The organism is Ottowia pentelensis, from assembly GCF_964341695.1.
Window position 1 is genome coordinate 53,331 of the sequence record NZ_OZ224513.1, and the last position, 13,195, is coordinate 66,525.

The window sequence follows — 13,195 nt, forward strand, 5'->3', positions numbered from 1 at the left end:
CCCCATGCCATCCTCCCTGCAACACCTGATCGACAACAACCGCGCCTGGGCCACCAAGGTCGAGCGCGAGCACCCGGGGTTCTTCCAGACCCTGGCGCAGCAGCAAAACCCCAAATACATGTGGATCGGCTGCTCCGACAGCCGCGTGCCGGCCAACCAGGTCATCGGCCTGGCGCCGGGCGAGGTGTTCGTGCACCGCAACGTGGCCAACGTGGTGGTCAGCTCGGACCTCAACGCCCTGTCGGTGATCCAGTTCGCGGTCGACGTGCTCAAGGTCGAACACATCATGGTGGTGGGCCACTACGGCTGCGGCGGCGTGCTGGCGGTGCTGCGCGAGCAGCGCATCGGCCTGGGCGACAACTGGCTGCGCCACGTGCACGACGTCAAGCAGCGCCACCGCGGCCGCTGGATGCACCTGTGCACCGCCGACCAGGAAAGCACCCTGTGCGAGATGAACGTGATCGAGCAGGTCGGCCACGTGGCCGAGACCACCGTGGTGCAGGACGCCTGGGCGCGCGGCCAGCCGCTGGCGGTGCACGGCTGGTGCTACGGCCTGAAGGACGGCCTGGTGAAGAACCTGGGCGTGACCATGACGCGCCCCGACCACGTGGTGCAGGTGTACAGCGACGCCATCAAGCGCTATCCGCGCCAGGCGGCCGAGGACAAAGCGGGATAGGCCCATGCCGGTGGCGCTGACGGCCGAGCAAGCCGCCCTGGCGCATGACCTCGCGCAGGCGATGGTCGACGGCTTCAACCGCCACTACCGGCTGTTTCGGCAAGAGTCGGCGCGCGGCAAGCACCGCTTCGAGACCGGCGACTGGCACGGCCAGCAGCGCGCGCAGCGCGAGCGCATCGAGTTCTACGACCTGCGGGTGCGCGAATGCACGCGCCGGCTCGAGCGCGAGTTCGCCGCCGGCGCGCAGCCCATGGCCGTATGGCACCAGGCCAAGCTGCTGTTCATCGGCATGCTGGTGACGCACCCGCAGCCCGAGCTGGCCGAGACCTTCTTCAACTCGGTCACCACCAAGATCCTGCACCGCAGCTATTTCCAGAACGACTTCATCTTCGTGCGCCCGGCCATCAGCACCGAGTACATGGAGACCGAGGGCCCGCGCGCGCGCCCCACCTTCCGCGCCTTCTACCCGCGGCTGGACGCGCTGGCGGACAGCGTGCGCGCGGTGATCGAGTCCTTCGAGCTGCGCTGCCGCTACGAGGACATCGCGCGCGACGCCGGCTACGTGGCCGCCGCCATGCGCCGCGAGCTGGGCCTTGACAAGCCGCGCAGCAACTTCCAGATCCAGGTTCTGAGCAGCCTGTTCTATCGCAACAAGGGCGCCTACCTGGTCGGCAAGATCATCAACGGCTTTCGCGAAATCCCGTTCGCGCTGCCCATCCTGCACCGCGAGCCGGGCACGCTGTATGTGGATGCCGCGCTGTTCGGCGAGGAGGACCTGCTGATCCTGTTCAGCTTCTCGCGCGCCTACTTCATGGTCGACATGGAGATCCCCTCGGCCTATGTGCAGTTCTTGCGCAGCCTGATGCCGCGCAAGCCGCGCGCCGAGCTGTACAACGCGCTCGGCCTGGCCAAGCAGGGCAAGAACCTGTTCTACCGCGACCTGCTGTGGCACCTGCGCCACAGCACCGACCGCTTCCGCATCGCCCCCGGCATCAAGGGCATGGTGATGCTGGTGTTCGATTTGCCCAGCTTTCCCTACGTGTTCAAGCTCATTCGCGACCGCATCGCGCCGCCCAAGGAAACCACGCGCGAGCAGGTGCGCGCCAAGTACCAGCTGGTCAAGCACCACGACCGCGTGGGCCGCATGGCCGACACCATGGAATTCTCGCTGCTGGCCTTTCCGCGCCAGCGCTTCGACGACGAACTGATCGCCGAGCTGCAGCGCGCCGCGCCCAGCCAGCTCGAAATTTCCGACCGCGACGGCGACGGCCAGACCGAGGTCATCATCGCCCATGCCTATATCGAGCGGCGCATGATCCCGCTCAACCTGTACCTGCAGGAGGCCTTCGACGCCGGCGAGTCGGACGCCGCCGCGCAGGCACAGCTGGAGCACGCCGTCATCGAGTACGGCAACGCCATCAAGGACCTGGTGGCCGCCAACATCTTTCCGGGCGACATGCTGTACAAGAACTTCGGCGTCACGCGCCACGGCCGGGTGGTGTTCTACGACTACGACGAGATCGAGTACCTCACCGACTGCAACTTCCGCCGCGTGCCGCCGCCGCGCACCGACGAGGACGAGCTGAGCGCCGAACCCTGGTACCACGTGGCGCGGGGCGACGTCTTCCCCGAGACCTTCGCCCCCTTCCTGCTGGGCAACCCCCGCGTGCGCGCCGCCTTCATGCGCCACCACGCCGATTTGCTGACGCCCGAGTTCTGGCAGCAAAACAAGGAACGCATCCAGAGCGGCGAGGTGATCGACTTCTTTCCCTACGGCGCGCACCGGCGCTTCGACCTCAACGGCGGCGCCTGGGGCGCGCCCGAGCTGCCCGACCCGCGCGCCGCCAGCGTGGAGACGCCGGCCGATCGTGCCGATGCGCTGGCGCCGATCACCCCGACCGAACCCGCGGAATGACCCCCGGCGCCGATCCCGGATGGCGCTTTGCGCGATCATCCCTTCATCCACCTGCCACCTGATTCAAGGAGAGCCCCATGTCCGACCCCATCGTCATCGTTTCCGCCGCCCGCACGCCCATGGGCAGCTTTCAGGGCGACTTTGCCAACCTGGCCGCGCACGACCTGGGCGGCGTGGCCATCAAGGCCGCCATCGAGCGCGCCGGCATCAAGCCCGAGCTGGTGACCGAGGTGCTGTTCGGCAACTGCCTGATGGCCGGCCAGGGCCAGGCGCCGGCGCGGCAGGCGGCGTTCAAGGGCGGGCTGCCCAAGAGCGCGGGCGCGGTCACGCTGAGCAAGATGTGCGGCTCGGGCATGCGCGCGGCGATGTTCGCGCACGACATGCTGGTGGCCGGCTCGCATGACGTGCTGGTGGCCGGCGGCATGGAGAGCATGACCGGCGCGCCCTACCTGCTGCAAAAGGGCCGCAGCGGCTACCGCATGGGCCACGACCGCATCTTCGACCACATGATGCTCGACGGCCTGGAAGACGCCTACGAGCCCGGCCGCAGCATGGGCACCTTCGGCGAGGACTGCGCGGCCAAGTACCACTTCACGCGCGAGCAACAGGACCATTTCGCCATCGCCAGCGTGCAGCGGGCGCAAGCCGCCATCAAAACAGGTGCATTCAAGGCCGAGATCGCGCCCGTGACGGTGAAGGACCGCAAGGGCGAGCGGGTGGTCGACACCGACGAAGGCCCGGGCAAGGTCAAGCTCGACAAGATCGCCACGCTGAAACCCGCGTTCAAGAAGGACGGCACGGTGACGGCGGCCTCCAGCTCCAGCATCAACGACGGCGCGGCCGCGATGGTGCTGATGCGCGAGAGCACCGCCAGGAAGCTGGGCTGCAAGCCGCTGGCGCGCATCGTCAGCCACGCCACGCACGCGCAGGAGCCCGAGTGGTTCAGCACCGCCCCCATCGGCGCCACCGAGAAGGCGCTGGCCAAGGCCGGCTGGCAGGTGGGCGACGTCGATCTGTGGGAGATCAACGAGGCCTTTGCCGTGGTGCCGATGGCGCTGATGCACGACTTGAAGGTGCCGCACGACAAGGTCAACGTCAACGGCGGCGCCTGCGCGCTGGGCCACCCCATCGGCTGCAGCGGCGCGCGCATCATGGTGACCCTGATCCACGCGCTGCAGGCACGCGGCCTCAAGAAGGGCCTGGCCACCTTGTGCATCGGCGGCGGCGAGGCGACCGCGGTGGCGCTGGAGTTGGTGTAAGCCGCCATACCAACAGCCGAACGCAGAGGACGCAGAAGAATGCCCATGGATTTTTTTCGGTTCTCTGCGAATCCTTTGCGTTTTGGCGTTCGATTTGTTATTGATTTGATAGCTCCTCGCGCTTACTGAACAAGCGCTGGAGCCATTTTTCGTTCATAAGCGCTCATGCCCACCACCCTGATCCTCGGCGCCTCGCGCGGCATCGGCCTGGAGCTGGCGCGCCAGAGCGTGGCGGCACATCAGCGCGTGATCGCCACCGCGCGCAGCGACGAGGGCCTGGCCCGGCTGCGTGAGCTGGGCGCCGAGGTGCTGCGGCTGGACGTGGCCGAGCCGGCCAGCATCAGCGGCCTGTCCTGGCAGCTCGACGGCGAGAAGATCGACACCGCCTGGTACGTGGCCGGCGTGATGTGCTCGCGCGCCGACGCCCACCTGCCGCCGGCGCAGCGGGAGTTCGACCGCGTGATGCACGCCAACGTGCTGGGCGCCATGCAGGCCATCCCGCAGGTCGCCCCGCTGGTCGAGGCCGCGCGCGGGCGCTTCGGCTTCATCAGCAGCAGCATGGGGCGCATCGGCGACGTGGGCGGCAGCAACGCCTGGCTGTACCGCACCAGCAAGGCGGCGCTGAACATGGCCGTGGCCGCGGCGCGCCACGGCTACCCGCGGGCGCTGTTCGTGCTGCTGCACCCCGGCTGGGTGCGCACCGACATGGGCGGGCCGCAGGCCGGCATCAGCACCCAGGACAGCGTGACGCAGCTGCGCGCCACCCTGGCCAGCGCCACGGCGGCCGACAACGGCGCGTTCTTCAACCACGACGGCAGCCGGCTGAACGGCTGGTGAAGCACTCTCACCCTCATTCTTAAAGAAGACCACCCCATGCTGCTGACCCAAGACCAGGAAATGATCCGCGACGCCGTGCGCGCCTTTGCCCGGCAGGAGCTGTGGCCACACGCCGCCGAATGGGACAAGGCGCACAGCTTTCCCGCCGCCGCGCACCAGGGCCTGGCGCAGCTGGGCGCCTACGGCATCTGCGTGCCCGAGGCCTATGGCGGCGCGGGTCTGGACTACCTCACGCTGGCGCTGGTGCTGGAGGAAATCGCCGCCGGCGACGGCGGCACCAGCACGCCCATCAGCGTCACCAACTGCCCCTACAACGCCATCCTGATGAAGTACGGCACCGACGCGCAAAAGCAGCAGTGGCTGGCGCCGTCCGCGCGCGGCGAGATGCTGGGCGCCTTTGCCCTCACCGAGCCGCACGTGGGCAGCGATGCCTCGGCGCTGCGCACCAGCGCCGTGCGGCAGGGCGACGAATACGTCATCAACGGCGTCAAGCAGTTCATCACCAGCGGGCAGAACGGCCACGTCGCCATCGTGATTGCCGTGACCGACAAGGGCGCCGGCAAGCGCGGCATGAGCGCCTTCATCGTGCCCACGCACCAGCTGGGCAACCCCGGCTGGCAGGTGGCGCGGCTGGAGGACAAGCTGGGACAGCACAGCAGCGACACGGCGCAGATCAACCTGGTCGACTGCCGCGTGCCGGCGGCCAATTTGATCGGCGACGAGGGCGAGGGCTACAAGATCGCCCTGTCGGCGCTGGAGGGCGGGCGCATCGGCATCGGCGCGCAGGCCGTGGGCATGGCACGCAGCGCGCTGGAGGTGGCCATCGCCTACGCCAAGGAGCGCGAGAGCTTCGGCACCACGCTCATCAACCACCAGGCGGTGGCCTTCCGCCTGGCCGACTGCGCCACGCGGCTGGAAGCGGCGCGCCAGTTGATCTGGCACGCCGCCGCCCTGCGCGATGCCGGCCGCCCCTGCCTGAAGGAAGCGGCCATGGCCAAGCTGTTCGCCACCGAGACCGCCGAGGCCGTGTGCAGCGCCGCCATCCAGACCCTGGGCGGCTACGGCTACGTGAGCGACTTTCCGCTGGAACGCATCTACCGCGACGTGCGCGTGTGCCAGATCTACGAGGGCACCAGCGACGTGCAGAAGATCATCATCACGCGGGCGCTGTGACATAGCGACACGATGGCTTCATATCCCAGCTTTAGGCACAGCGCCGGATTCGGCAAGCGCATCGAATACTGGATCATCGGCTTGATGCTCAAGGAGGGGATGGACGTCTATGTCCCGTTGGTGGACGACCATGCGGTCGATGCCCTCATCAAGCGCAAAGACGGATCGATTGCGCAGGTGCAAATCAAAGCGCGCTCGCGTACCGTGAAAGCCGGCGATGCGGCGCTGTTCGCCGCTATCCCGCACGCCGAGGTGCGCTCCGACTACTGGTTCGTGTTTTATTCGGAAGGCCTTGATCTGATCTGGATCATGAGCTCCGAAGAATTCGACCGCGAAGCAGTGCGCAACAAGAGTGGCAAGAACGCCGGCCTGCGCTCCATTTGGTTCAACGGCCGTCGCAAGAACAAGATCACCGGCGTGGCCGCCGACTATTGCAAGCCCCAGTGGACGAAGTATCTCGCGACCAACTTCGAGCGCATCGCAAACGATGGCACGAACGCCAAGCTCTGATGCCTGCCCCTGCGGCGGCTGCCCTGCCGGCGCCGGCTACGACGCCTGCTGCGGCCGCTACATCGACCACTGGGCCGACACCCCCGCGCCCGACGCCGAGGCGCTGATGCGCTCGCGCTACTCGGCCTTCGTGCGCGGTGATGCCGCCTATCTGCAGGCCAGCTGGCACGCCAGCACGCGCCCGGCCACGCTGACGCTGGAGGCCGGCGTGCACTGGCTGGGGCTGCAGGTACGCGCGCACCACCGGCTGGACGACACGCACGCCGAGGTCGAGTTCGTGGCCCGCTCGCGCGTGGGTGGCGGACCGGCGCAGCGTCTGCACGAGCGCAGCCGCTTCGTGCGCGAGCGTGCGGACGGCGCGTGGCGCTGGTTTTATGTCGATGGCGTCTTGCTTTAGAATGATTTCGCCTTGCAGCCCACGTGCATCAAGCGCCAACAGCTATAATAATGATAGTTAATTCTGACCCGGGGCAGCCGCCATGCGCATCCTGATTCTCGGCGCCGGCCGCGTGGGCGAGAGCGTGGCCGAGACCCTGGTGTCGGAGGCCAACGACATCACCCTGATCAACGACGAGCCGCAGCGCCTGCGCGAGCTGGAAGAGCGCCTGGAGCTGCGCGGCGTGACCGGCAACGGCACCCTGCCCTCGGTGCTGCGCGGCGCCGGCGCCGAGGACTGCGACCTGTTCATCGCCGCCACCGGGCACGATGCGACCAATCTGGTGGCCTGCAAGGTGGCGCACGACGTGTTTGGCATTCCGACCACCATCGCGCGCCTGCGCTCGATGGAGTTCGGCGAGGGCGAGCTGCTGGGCAAGGAAGGCTTTGCGGTCGACCGCGTGATCTGCCCCGAGGAGTCGGTCACGCAGTATCTGCAGCTGCTGGTGGACTACCCCGAGGCGCTGCAGGTGGTGCGCTTTTCGCAGGGGCAGGCGCACATGGCGGTGGTGCGCGTGGCGGCGGGCAGCGCGCTGGCCGGCCGCAGCATCGCCGAGTTTCGCGCCCGCCAGCCCGAGCTGCCGATGCGCATCGTGGCCGTCTACCGCGACGACACCGAGCAGCCGCTGGGCCCCGACACGCGCGTGCTGGTGGGCGACGAGATCTTCGTGCTGGCCGGGCGCGAGCACCTGCGCGGCGCGCTGCACGCCATCGGCAACCCGGATCGCCAGGTGCGCCGCGTGATGCTGGCCGGCGGCGGCCGCGTGGGCCTGCGCCTGGCGCGCCAGCTGGCGGGCCGTTGCGTGGTCAAGATCATCGAGGCCGACCGCAAGCGCTGCGACTACCTGGCCGGCGAGCTGCCGGCCGACACCCTGGTGCTGCACGGCGACGGCTCGGACGAGGACCTGCTGCAGGACGAGGACGTGGGCGGCATGGACCTGTTCATCGCCCTGACCAGCGACGACGAGGACAACATCCTGTCGTCCATGCTGGCCAAGCGCCTGGGCGCGCGGCGCGTGATCAGCCTGGTCAACCGCCGCGTGTACGCCGAGCTGCTGGCCGGCAGCACCATCGACATCGCCATCTCGCCCTCGCAGGTGGTGATCGGCGAGCTGCTGCTGCACGTGCGCCGCGGCGCGGTGGCGGCGGTGCACAGCCTGCGCCGCGGCATGGCCGAGGCGCTGGAGGGCATCGCGCGCGGCGACGCCAAGACCTCGCACCTGGTGGGCCGGCGCGTGGAGCAGATCAAGCTGCCCGCCGGTGCGCGCGTGGGCGCCATCGTGCGCGGCGAGGACGACGCCGCGCGCACCTTGGTGCCACGCCACGACACGGTGATCGAGGAGAACGACCACGTGATCATCTTCGTGCCCAGCAAGCGCATGGTGCGCGAGGTGGAAAAGCTGTTTCAGGTGCGGGCGACATTCCTATGACCACCCCCAAGCTGCGCGGACTGCGTTCCGCTCCGCTTCCCCCCTGCAAGGGGGCGCACCCACTGACCGGGGAGACCCCGGCCAGGGGTGCCCTGGCATGGCCTGCTCCGCGGCCATTTGGCTCTTTGTTTTTCATGCGCAGCGGGCCATGCCAGTTCACCCTGCATCGGGAACTTGGCGGCTCCAGGCCATGACCCGTTTCGCCCCCGCCTTCCTGATCCTGTCCTGGGTCATCATGGGCTTCTCGTTCGCCTTCTGGGTGCCGCTGGCCTGGGACTGGTGGGGCGAGGGCGGGCGCAATCTGCGCATCTGGCTGGGCAGCTTCGGCCTGACCTTCTTCACCGGCCTGTGGCTGTGGTGGCGCACGCGCCGGCACGCGGCCGAGCTGACGGTGCGCGACGGCTTTCTGCTGGTCAACCTGGTGTGGCTGGTGCTGCCCGCCTACGCCGCCGTGCCGCTGTGGTTCACGGTGCCGGGCATCGGCGTGGTGCAGGCCTATTTCGAGGCCATGAGCGGGCTGACGGCCACCGGCGCCACCTCGCTGGCGGGGCTGGACGTGCTGGCCACCTCGATCAACATCTGGCGCTGCTTTCTGCAGCTGATCGGCGGGCTGGGCATCATGCTGCTGGCGCTGGCGGTGCTGCCCTTCCTGGGCCTGGGGGGCTTGCAGATCTTCAAGGCCGAGATGCCGGGGCCGATGAAGGATTCGCGCCTGACGCCGCGCATCGCCGAGACGGCGCGCGGCATGTGGGGCGTGTACTTCGTGCTGTCGGTGGCCTGCCTGCTGGCCTACCGCGCCGGCGGCATGAGCTGGGCCGACGCCTTCATGCACATGTGCACCACGGTGGGGCTGGGCGGGCTGTCCTCGCACGACCAGAGCTTTGCCTTCTGGGGCTCGCCGCAGCTCGAATGGACGGCGGTGCTCTTCATGGCGCTGGCGGGCGTCAGCTTTGCGCGCTACTTCCTGCTGTGGCAGCTGCGCTCGCTGGCGCCGCTGACGCGCGACGCCGAGGTGCGCGCCTACGTCACCGTGCTGTTGCTGGCCAGCGCCGGGGTGGCGGCGATGCTCATCACGCACGACGTGTACGAGGACTTTCCCAGCGCAGTGCGGCACGCCGCGTTCCAGGTGGTGTCGGTCGCCACCACCACCGGCTACTCGATCGGCGACTACCTGACCTGGCCGACCTTCGTGCCGGTGCTGCTGCTGTTTCTGGGCAGCTTCGTGTCCTGCGCCGGGTCGACCGGCGGCGGCATCAAGATGGTGCGCATGCTGGTGCTGGTGCGGCTGGCCTCGGGGCTGGACGTGGTGACGGCGTTTTCCGCCGTCATCGCCAACGTCAACAACATCGGCCCCGGCATGGGCCGCATCGGGCCGGCCGGCAACTACGCCTCGTTCACCGACCCGCAGCTGGCGCTGTGCGCGCTGGCCATGGTGCTGGGGCGGCTGGAGCTGCTGTCGATGCTGGTGCTGTTCACACCCGCCTTCTGGCGCCGATAACCCCGATCTGCTACGGTAGCCGCATGGCCGATCAACCCACCCCCGCCCACCTGGCCGCCACGCCAGCCATCGACCGCGACCATCCCGCCGTGCAGGCCTTCGCGCGCGAGCACGCACAAGGCGCCACCGAGCGCGAGCGCGCCGTCGCCCTGGTGCGGGCGGTGCGCGACGGCTTTCGCTACGACCCGTATCGCATCGACCTCTCGCCCCAGGGCATGCGCGCCAGCACGGTGCTGGCCCACGGCTACGGCTGGTGCGTGCCCAAGGCCACGCTGCTGGCGGCGGCGGCGCGCGCGGCCGGCATCCCGGCGCGGCTGGGCTTTGCCGACGTGCGCAACCACCTGTCGACCGAGCGCATGCGCCAGACCATGCAGACCGACCTGTTCATCTGGCACGGCTACACCGAGCTGTGGCTGGATGGCGCCTGGCGCAAGGCCACGCCGGCCTTCAACATCGAGCTGTGCGAGAAGTTCGGCCTGCTGCCGCTGGACTTCGACGGCGTGCACGACTCGATCTATCACGCCTTCGACGCCAGCGGCAAGCGGCACATGGAATACGTCCAGCAGCGCGGCGCCTTCGACGACCTGCCGCTGGATCGCATCGCCGCCGACTTCCACCGCGTCTACGGCGCCTGGATGCAGGGCATGGGCGCACACAGCGACTTCGCGGCCGACGTGGCGCGCGAGACCGGCGCCTGAACGGCGCTCACAGTCGCACCGGCGGCACGCTGCCCAGCAGCCGAATCAAGTCCTGCTGGCGCACGGAGCCGGTCTTGGCGAAGATGGCGGACAGCTGGCTGCGCACGGTGCCGAGCTTGATGCCCAGTTGCGCCGCCATGTCGGCCGGCGTGCTGCCGCGCAGCAGCAGGGGCAAGAGGCGCGCCTCGGCCGCGCTCAGGGCGAAGGTGCGCATGACGAAGTCCAGCGCCGACTCGGTCAGTTGGGCATAGCGCGTCAGCAGCAGCATGCACGCGCCGGGCTGCGCCGCGGCCGCGCCCACGGGCAGGGCCAGCGCCATCAGCACCGGCCGCGCGCCGCCCAGCACCCCGCCGCCGCCCTGGCCGCGGAGGCCCTCGTGCACCAGCGGGCCCAGCGGCTCGTGCCCCGCCACGCGCGCGGGCAGGCTGCCCAGCCAGCGCGCCAGCCTGGGCTCGGCCGCCATGTCGCGCGCGCTGCGGTTGGCATGCAGCACGGCGGCGTCGGGGCCGAGCATGACGACACCGAACTCGAAGGCGTCGAGAAAGCGGTGCAGCAGCGTCACCTGGTCGGCCAGCCGGCGGTGCGACCAGTGCAGGTCGAACGCGCGCAGGAGGTGCGGGTAGTACGCCCGCAGGCGTTGCACGTCCTGCGCGCTGAAGTCGTCCTGATCCGGGCGGCGAAACAGGCTCAGGTGCGAGGCCGGCGCCATGCCGGGCACGCTGCCGTCGGACACCACGCAGGCCAGCAGGTGCTCGGCCGGCAGGGTACTCAGGTATTCACGGTAGTAGCGGCTGGCGCGCAGCGCCGCCGGCGCGACGATGTCGCTGCCGCGCCGGATGACGCCGTGCCGAAACAGCCCCTGCGCGATGCCCTGCGCCAGCCAGGGGTCGTGTTGCCACCAGTGGTCCGAAAAGGCCCGCGCGGCCGCTTCCGTCTGGTTCCAGGCGGCATAGAAACTCTGGTCGCGCTGGCCCTGGCCGGCGGCCACCAGCAGCGCGATGTGGGCGTCGAACTCGTGCGCCAGCACGCGCAGCGCCTCGGGCCAGGCGTCGTCGCGCCCCACCGCGCCATACAGCGCCGTCTGCACGCGCTCGAGCGCGGCCAGCGACAGCGCCCCGCCTTCCAGCGGCGCGTCGACCCGCCGCACCCACGGGCGCTCGGCGACTTCATCCTCGGCCATGTGTCCCTCGCTCTTCCCCGGCTCGATTCAGACCGGTAAGCAATTGTGCCGCGACGGCGAGCGCCCGCTGACGCTGGGCGCCGGGTTTCGGGATTAGGTGTGAAATATGCCTCTAGCCCGCGTGGGCTGGGCGCAACAAGCTATATCAATGATAGCTTCTGGCGCACGATATGCGCCACGGCGCCGGCTCAGGCCGCGAGGATCGGCTCCACCGCCGCGCCCAGCGCCAGGATCTCGCGGTCGCGCCCGCCGAGGCCGGCCAGCATCAGGCCCACGGGCGCCTGACCCGGCGCGTGGCAGGGCAGCGACAGCGCGCAGCCGTCGAGGAAGTTGATCAGCGTGGGGTTGCGCAGGATCAGGCCGTTGGCGGCGAAGTAGGCCGCGTCGCTGGCCTGCAGCTCGGCGATGGGCGGCGCGACCACCGGCACGGTGGGCAGGGCCAGCGCGTCGAAGCCGTCGATGCGGGCCTGCACCTGGGCGATCCAGCGCCGGCGCGCGGCCAGCAGGTCGATGTAATCGGCCACGTTCATGGCCTCGGCGCCGCGGATGCGGCTGGCCACGCGCGGGTCGTAGTCGACCGCGTGCTGGGCCAGCCGCGCGCGGTGCCAGGCCCAGGCCTCGGCGGCGGTCAGGCTGCCGCGCGCGTTCAGCGCCGCGAACTCGGCGAACTCGGGCACGGCCAGGCGGGTGATGCGCGCGCCGGCGGCCGATAGGCGCGCCAGCGCGCGCTCGAAGGCCGTGGCAACAAAGGCGTCCAGGCCGTCCAGCACCAGCGTCTCGGGCACCGCCAGCCGGGCGCCGGCCAGCTCGCGCGCGGCGGGCGCGGGCACCGGCTGGCCGGCCAGGATGGCGTCGGTGATGACGCAGCAGCGCACGCTGGCGCCCAGCGGGCCGACCGAGTCGAGCGAGGTGGACAGCGGCAGCGCGCCCTCGCGCGGCACGCGCCGCTGCGTCGGCTTGAAGCCCGTGAGCCCGCACAGCGCCGATGGAATCCGCACCGAGCCGCCGGTGTCGGTGCCGATGGCCACCGCCGCCATGCCGTCGGTGACCGACACCGCCGCGCCGCTGCTGGAGCCGCCCGGAATGCGGCGCGTGGCGCGGTCCCAGGGGTTGGCCGGCGTGCCCCAGTGCGGGTTGAGGCCCAGGCCCGAGAAGGCGAATTCGCTCAGGTTGGTGCGCCCGACGATCACCGCGCCAGCGGCGATCAGGCGCTGCACCACGGGCGCATTGCGCGTGGCGGGCGCGGCGCCGCGCAGCACGGCCGAGCCGGCGGTGGTGACCTCGCCGGCAACGTCGAACAGATCCTTGATGGAGACCGGAATGCCCTCCAGCGGCGAGCGCACGATGCCGGCGGCGCGCATCTCGTCGCTGGCCTTGGCCATGGCGCGCGCGCGCTCGAAGCCGATGTGCGTAAATACCGCCGCGCCTTCGCCGGCCGCGTCTTCCGCGCGCGCCAGCGCCGCCTCGATCAGGGCCTGCGCGGTGGTGGTGCCGGCCGCCAGCTCGGCGGCCAGTTGTTCGAGGGTGGGCAGGTTGATCATTTTTTGATAGCTGCTCGCGCTTGCTTGATGGTCGCTGCAGGCC

The 13,195-nt window shown here is 69.8% G+C and carries 12 protein-coding genes; 10 read left to right on the plus strand and 2 right to left on the minus strand.

The genetic code is table 11. The features are described from left to right. Positions 1 to 4 precede the first annotated feature (4 nt). The 10 genes from can (at position 5) to ACWHMB_RS00295 (ending at position 10,431) form a co-directional block, all read left to right on the plus strand. Positions 5 to 676, plus strand: a complete 672-nt coding sequence (can, locus tag ACWHMB_RS00250) for a carbonate dehydratase (RefSeq protein ID WP_377484495.1) — start codon at positions 5 to 7, stop codon at positions 674 to 676. Between the two features lie 4 nt (positions 677 to 680). After that, positions 681 to 2,591: a bifunctional isocitrate dehydrogenase kinase/phosphatase gene (gene aceK, locus ACWHMB_RS00255; protein WP_377484492.1), complete on the plus strand. Its 1,911-nt coding sequence runs from the start codon at positions 681 to 683 to the stop codon at positions 2,589 to 2,591. A gap of 77 nt (positions 2,592 to 2,668) precedes the next feature. Beyond that, complete coding sequence (locus ACWHMB_RS00260; protein ID WP_377484489.1) at positions 2,669 to 3,850, plus strand: acetyl-CoA C-acyltransferase; 1,182 nt, start codon at positions 2,669 to 2,671, stop codon at positions 3,848 to 3,850. A 165-nt stretch (positions 3,851 to 4,015) separates the two neighbouring features. Next, positions 4,016 to 4,687: an SDR family oxidoreductase gene (locus ACWHMB_RS00265; protein WP_377484486.1), complete on the plus strand. Its 672-nt coding sequence runs from the start codon at positions 4,016 to 4,018 to the stop codon at positions 4,685 to 4,687. Between the two features lie 36 nt (positions 4,688 to 4,723). Then, the gene (locus ACWHMB_RS00270; RefSeq protein WP_377484483.1) at positions 4,724 to 5,860 is read left to right on the plus strand and encodes an acyl-CoA dehydrogenase family protein; all 1,137 of its coding nucleotides are present in this window, start codon (positions 4,724 to 4,726) and stop codon (positions 5,858 to 5,860) included. A gap of 12 nt (positions 5,861 to 5,872) precedes the next feature. Then, positions 5,873 to 6,370 (plus strand): hypothetical protein, encoded by a 498-nt coding sequence (locus ACWHMB_RS00275; protein ID WP_377484479.1) that lies wholly within the window; start codon positions 5,873 to 5,875, stop codon positions 6,368 to 6,370. Next, the gene (locus ACWHMB_RS00280) at positions 6,348 to 6,767 is read left to right on the plus strand and encodes a YchJ family protein (RefSeq protein WP_377484476.1); all 420 of its coding nucleotides are present in this window, start codon (positions 6,348 to 6,350) and stop codon (positions 6,765 to 6,767) included. Before ACWHMB_RS00275 ends, ACWHMB_RS00280 begins: the two co-directional genes overlap by 23 nt. Positions 6,768 to 6,849: 82 nt before the next feature. Beyond that, on the plus strand, positions 6,850 to 8,235 hold the full coding sequence (gene trkA / locus ACWHMB_RS00285; RefSeq protein WP_377484474.1) for a Trk system potassium transporter TrkA: 1,386 nt from the start codon (positions 6,850 to 6,852) through the stop codon (positions 8,233 to 8,235). 190 nt (positions 8,236 to 8,425) lie between these two features. Then, positions 8,426 to 9,733, plus strand: coding sequence for a TrkH family potassium uptake protein (locus ACWHMB_RS00290; protein ID WP_377484471.1), 1,308 nt, complete (start codon positions 8,426 to 8,428; stop codon positions 9,731 to 9,733). Positions 9,734 to 9,756: 23 nt separating this feature from the next. After that, on the plus strand, positions 9,757 to 10,431 hold the full coding sequence (locus ACWHMB_RS00295) for a transglutaminase-like domain-containing protein (protein ID WP_377484468.1): 675 nt from the start codon (positions 9,757 to 9,759) through the stop codon (positions 10,429 to 10,431). A gap of 7 nt (positions 10,432 to 10,438) precedes the next feature. Here the strand turns inward: ACWHMB_RS00295 and ACWHMB_RS00300 are convergent, their stop codons facing one another. Beyond that, the gene (locus ACWHMB_RS00300) at positions 10,439 to 11,611 is read right to left on the minus strand and encodes a helix-turn-helix transcriptional regulator (RefSeq protein ID WP_377484466.1); all 1,173 of its coding nucleotides are present in this window, start codon (positions 11,609 to 11,611) and stop codon (positions 10,439 to 10,441) included. 188 nt (positions 11,612 to 11,799) lie between these two features. Further along, the gene (locus tag ACWHMB_RS00305) at positions 11,800 to 13,152 is read right to left on the minus strand and encodes an amidase (protein ID WP_293223063.1); all 1,353 of its coding nucleotides are present in this window, start codon (positions 13,150 to 13,152) and stop codon (positions 11,800 to 11,802) included. Positions 13,153 to 13,195 lie beyond the last annotated feature (43 nt).

Bases quoted from the DNA above. Each gene is read 5' to 3' on its own strand.
- ACWHMB_RS00305 (WP_293223063.1), bottom strand. From the start codon at position 13,152: ATGATCAACCTGCCCACCCTCGAACAACTGGCCGCCGAGCTGGCGGCC.
- trkA (WP_377484474.1), top strand. From the start codon at position 6,850: ATGCGCATCCTGATTCTCGGCGCCGGCCGCGTGGGCGAGAGCGTGGCC.
- ACWHMB_RS00295 (WP_377484468.1), top strand. From the start codon at position 9,757: ATGGCCGATCAACCCACCCCCGCCCACCTGGCCGCCACGCCAGCCATC.
- ACWHMB_RS00275 (WP_377484479.1), top strand. From the start codon at position 5,873: ATGGCTTCATATCCCAGCTTTAGGCACAGCGCCGGATTCGGCAAGCGC.
- ACWHMB_RS00290 (WP_377484471.1), top strand. From the start codon at position 8,426: ATGACCCGTTTCGCCCCCGCCTTCCTGATCCTGTCCTGGGTCATCATG.
- ACWHMB_RS00300 (WP_377484466.1), bottom strand. From the start codon at position 11,611: ATGGCCGAGGATGAAGTCGCCGAGCGCCCGTGGGTGCGGCGGGTCGAC.
- can (WP_377484495.1), top strand. From the start codon at position 5: ATGCCATCCTCCCTGCAACACCTGATCGACAACAACCGCGCCTGGGCC.
- ACWHMB_RS00265 (WP_377484486.1), top strand. From the start codon at position 4,016: ATGCCCACCACCCTGATCCTCGGCGCCTCGCGCGGCATCGGCCTGGAG.
- ACWHMB_RS00270 (WP_377484483.1), top strand. From the start codon at position 4,724: ATGCTGCTGACCCAAGACCAGGAAATGATCCGCGACGCCGTGCGCGCC.
- ACWHMB_RS00260 (WP_377484489.1), top strand. From the start codon at position 2,669: ATGTCCGACCCCATCGTCATCGTTTCCGCCGCCCGCACGCCCATGGGC.
- ACWHMB_RS00280 (WP_377484476.1), top strand. From the start codon at position 6,348: ATGGCACGAACGCCAAGCTCTGATGCCTGCCCCTGCGGCGGCTGCCCT.
- aceK (WP_377484492.1), top strand. From the start codon at position 681: ATGCCGGTGGCGCTGACGGCCGAGCAAGCCGCCCTGGCGCATGACCTC.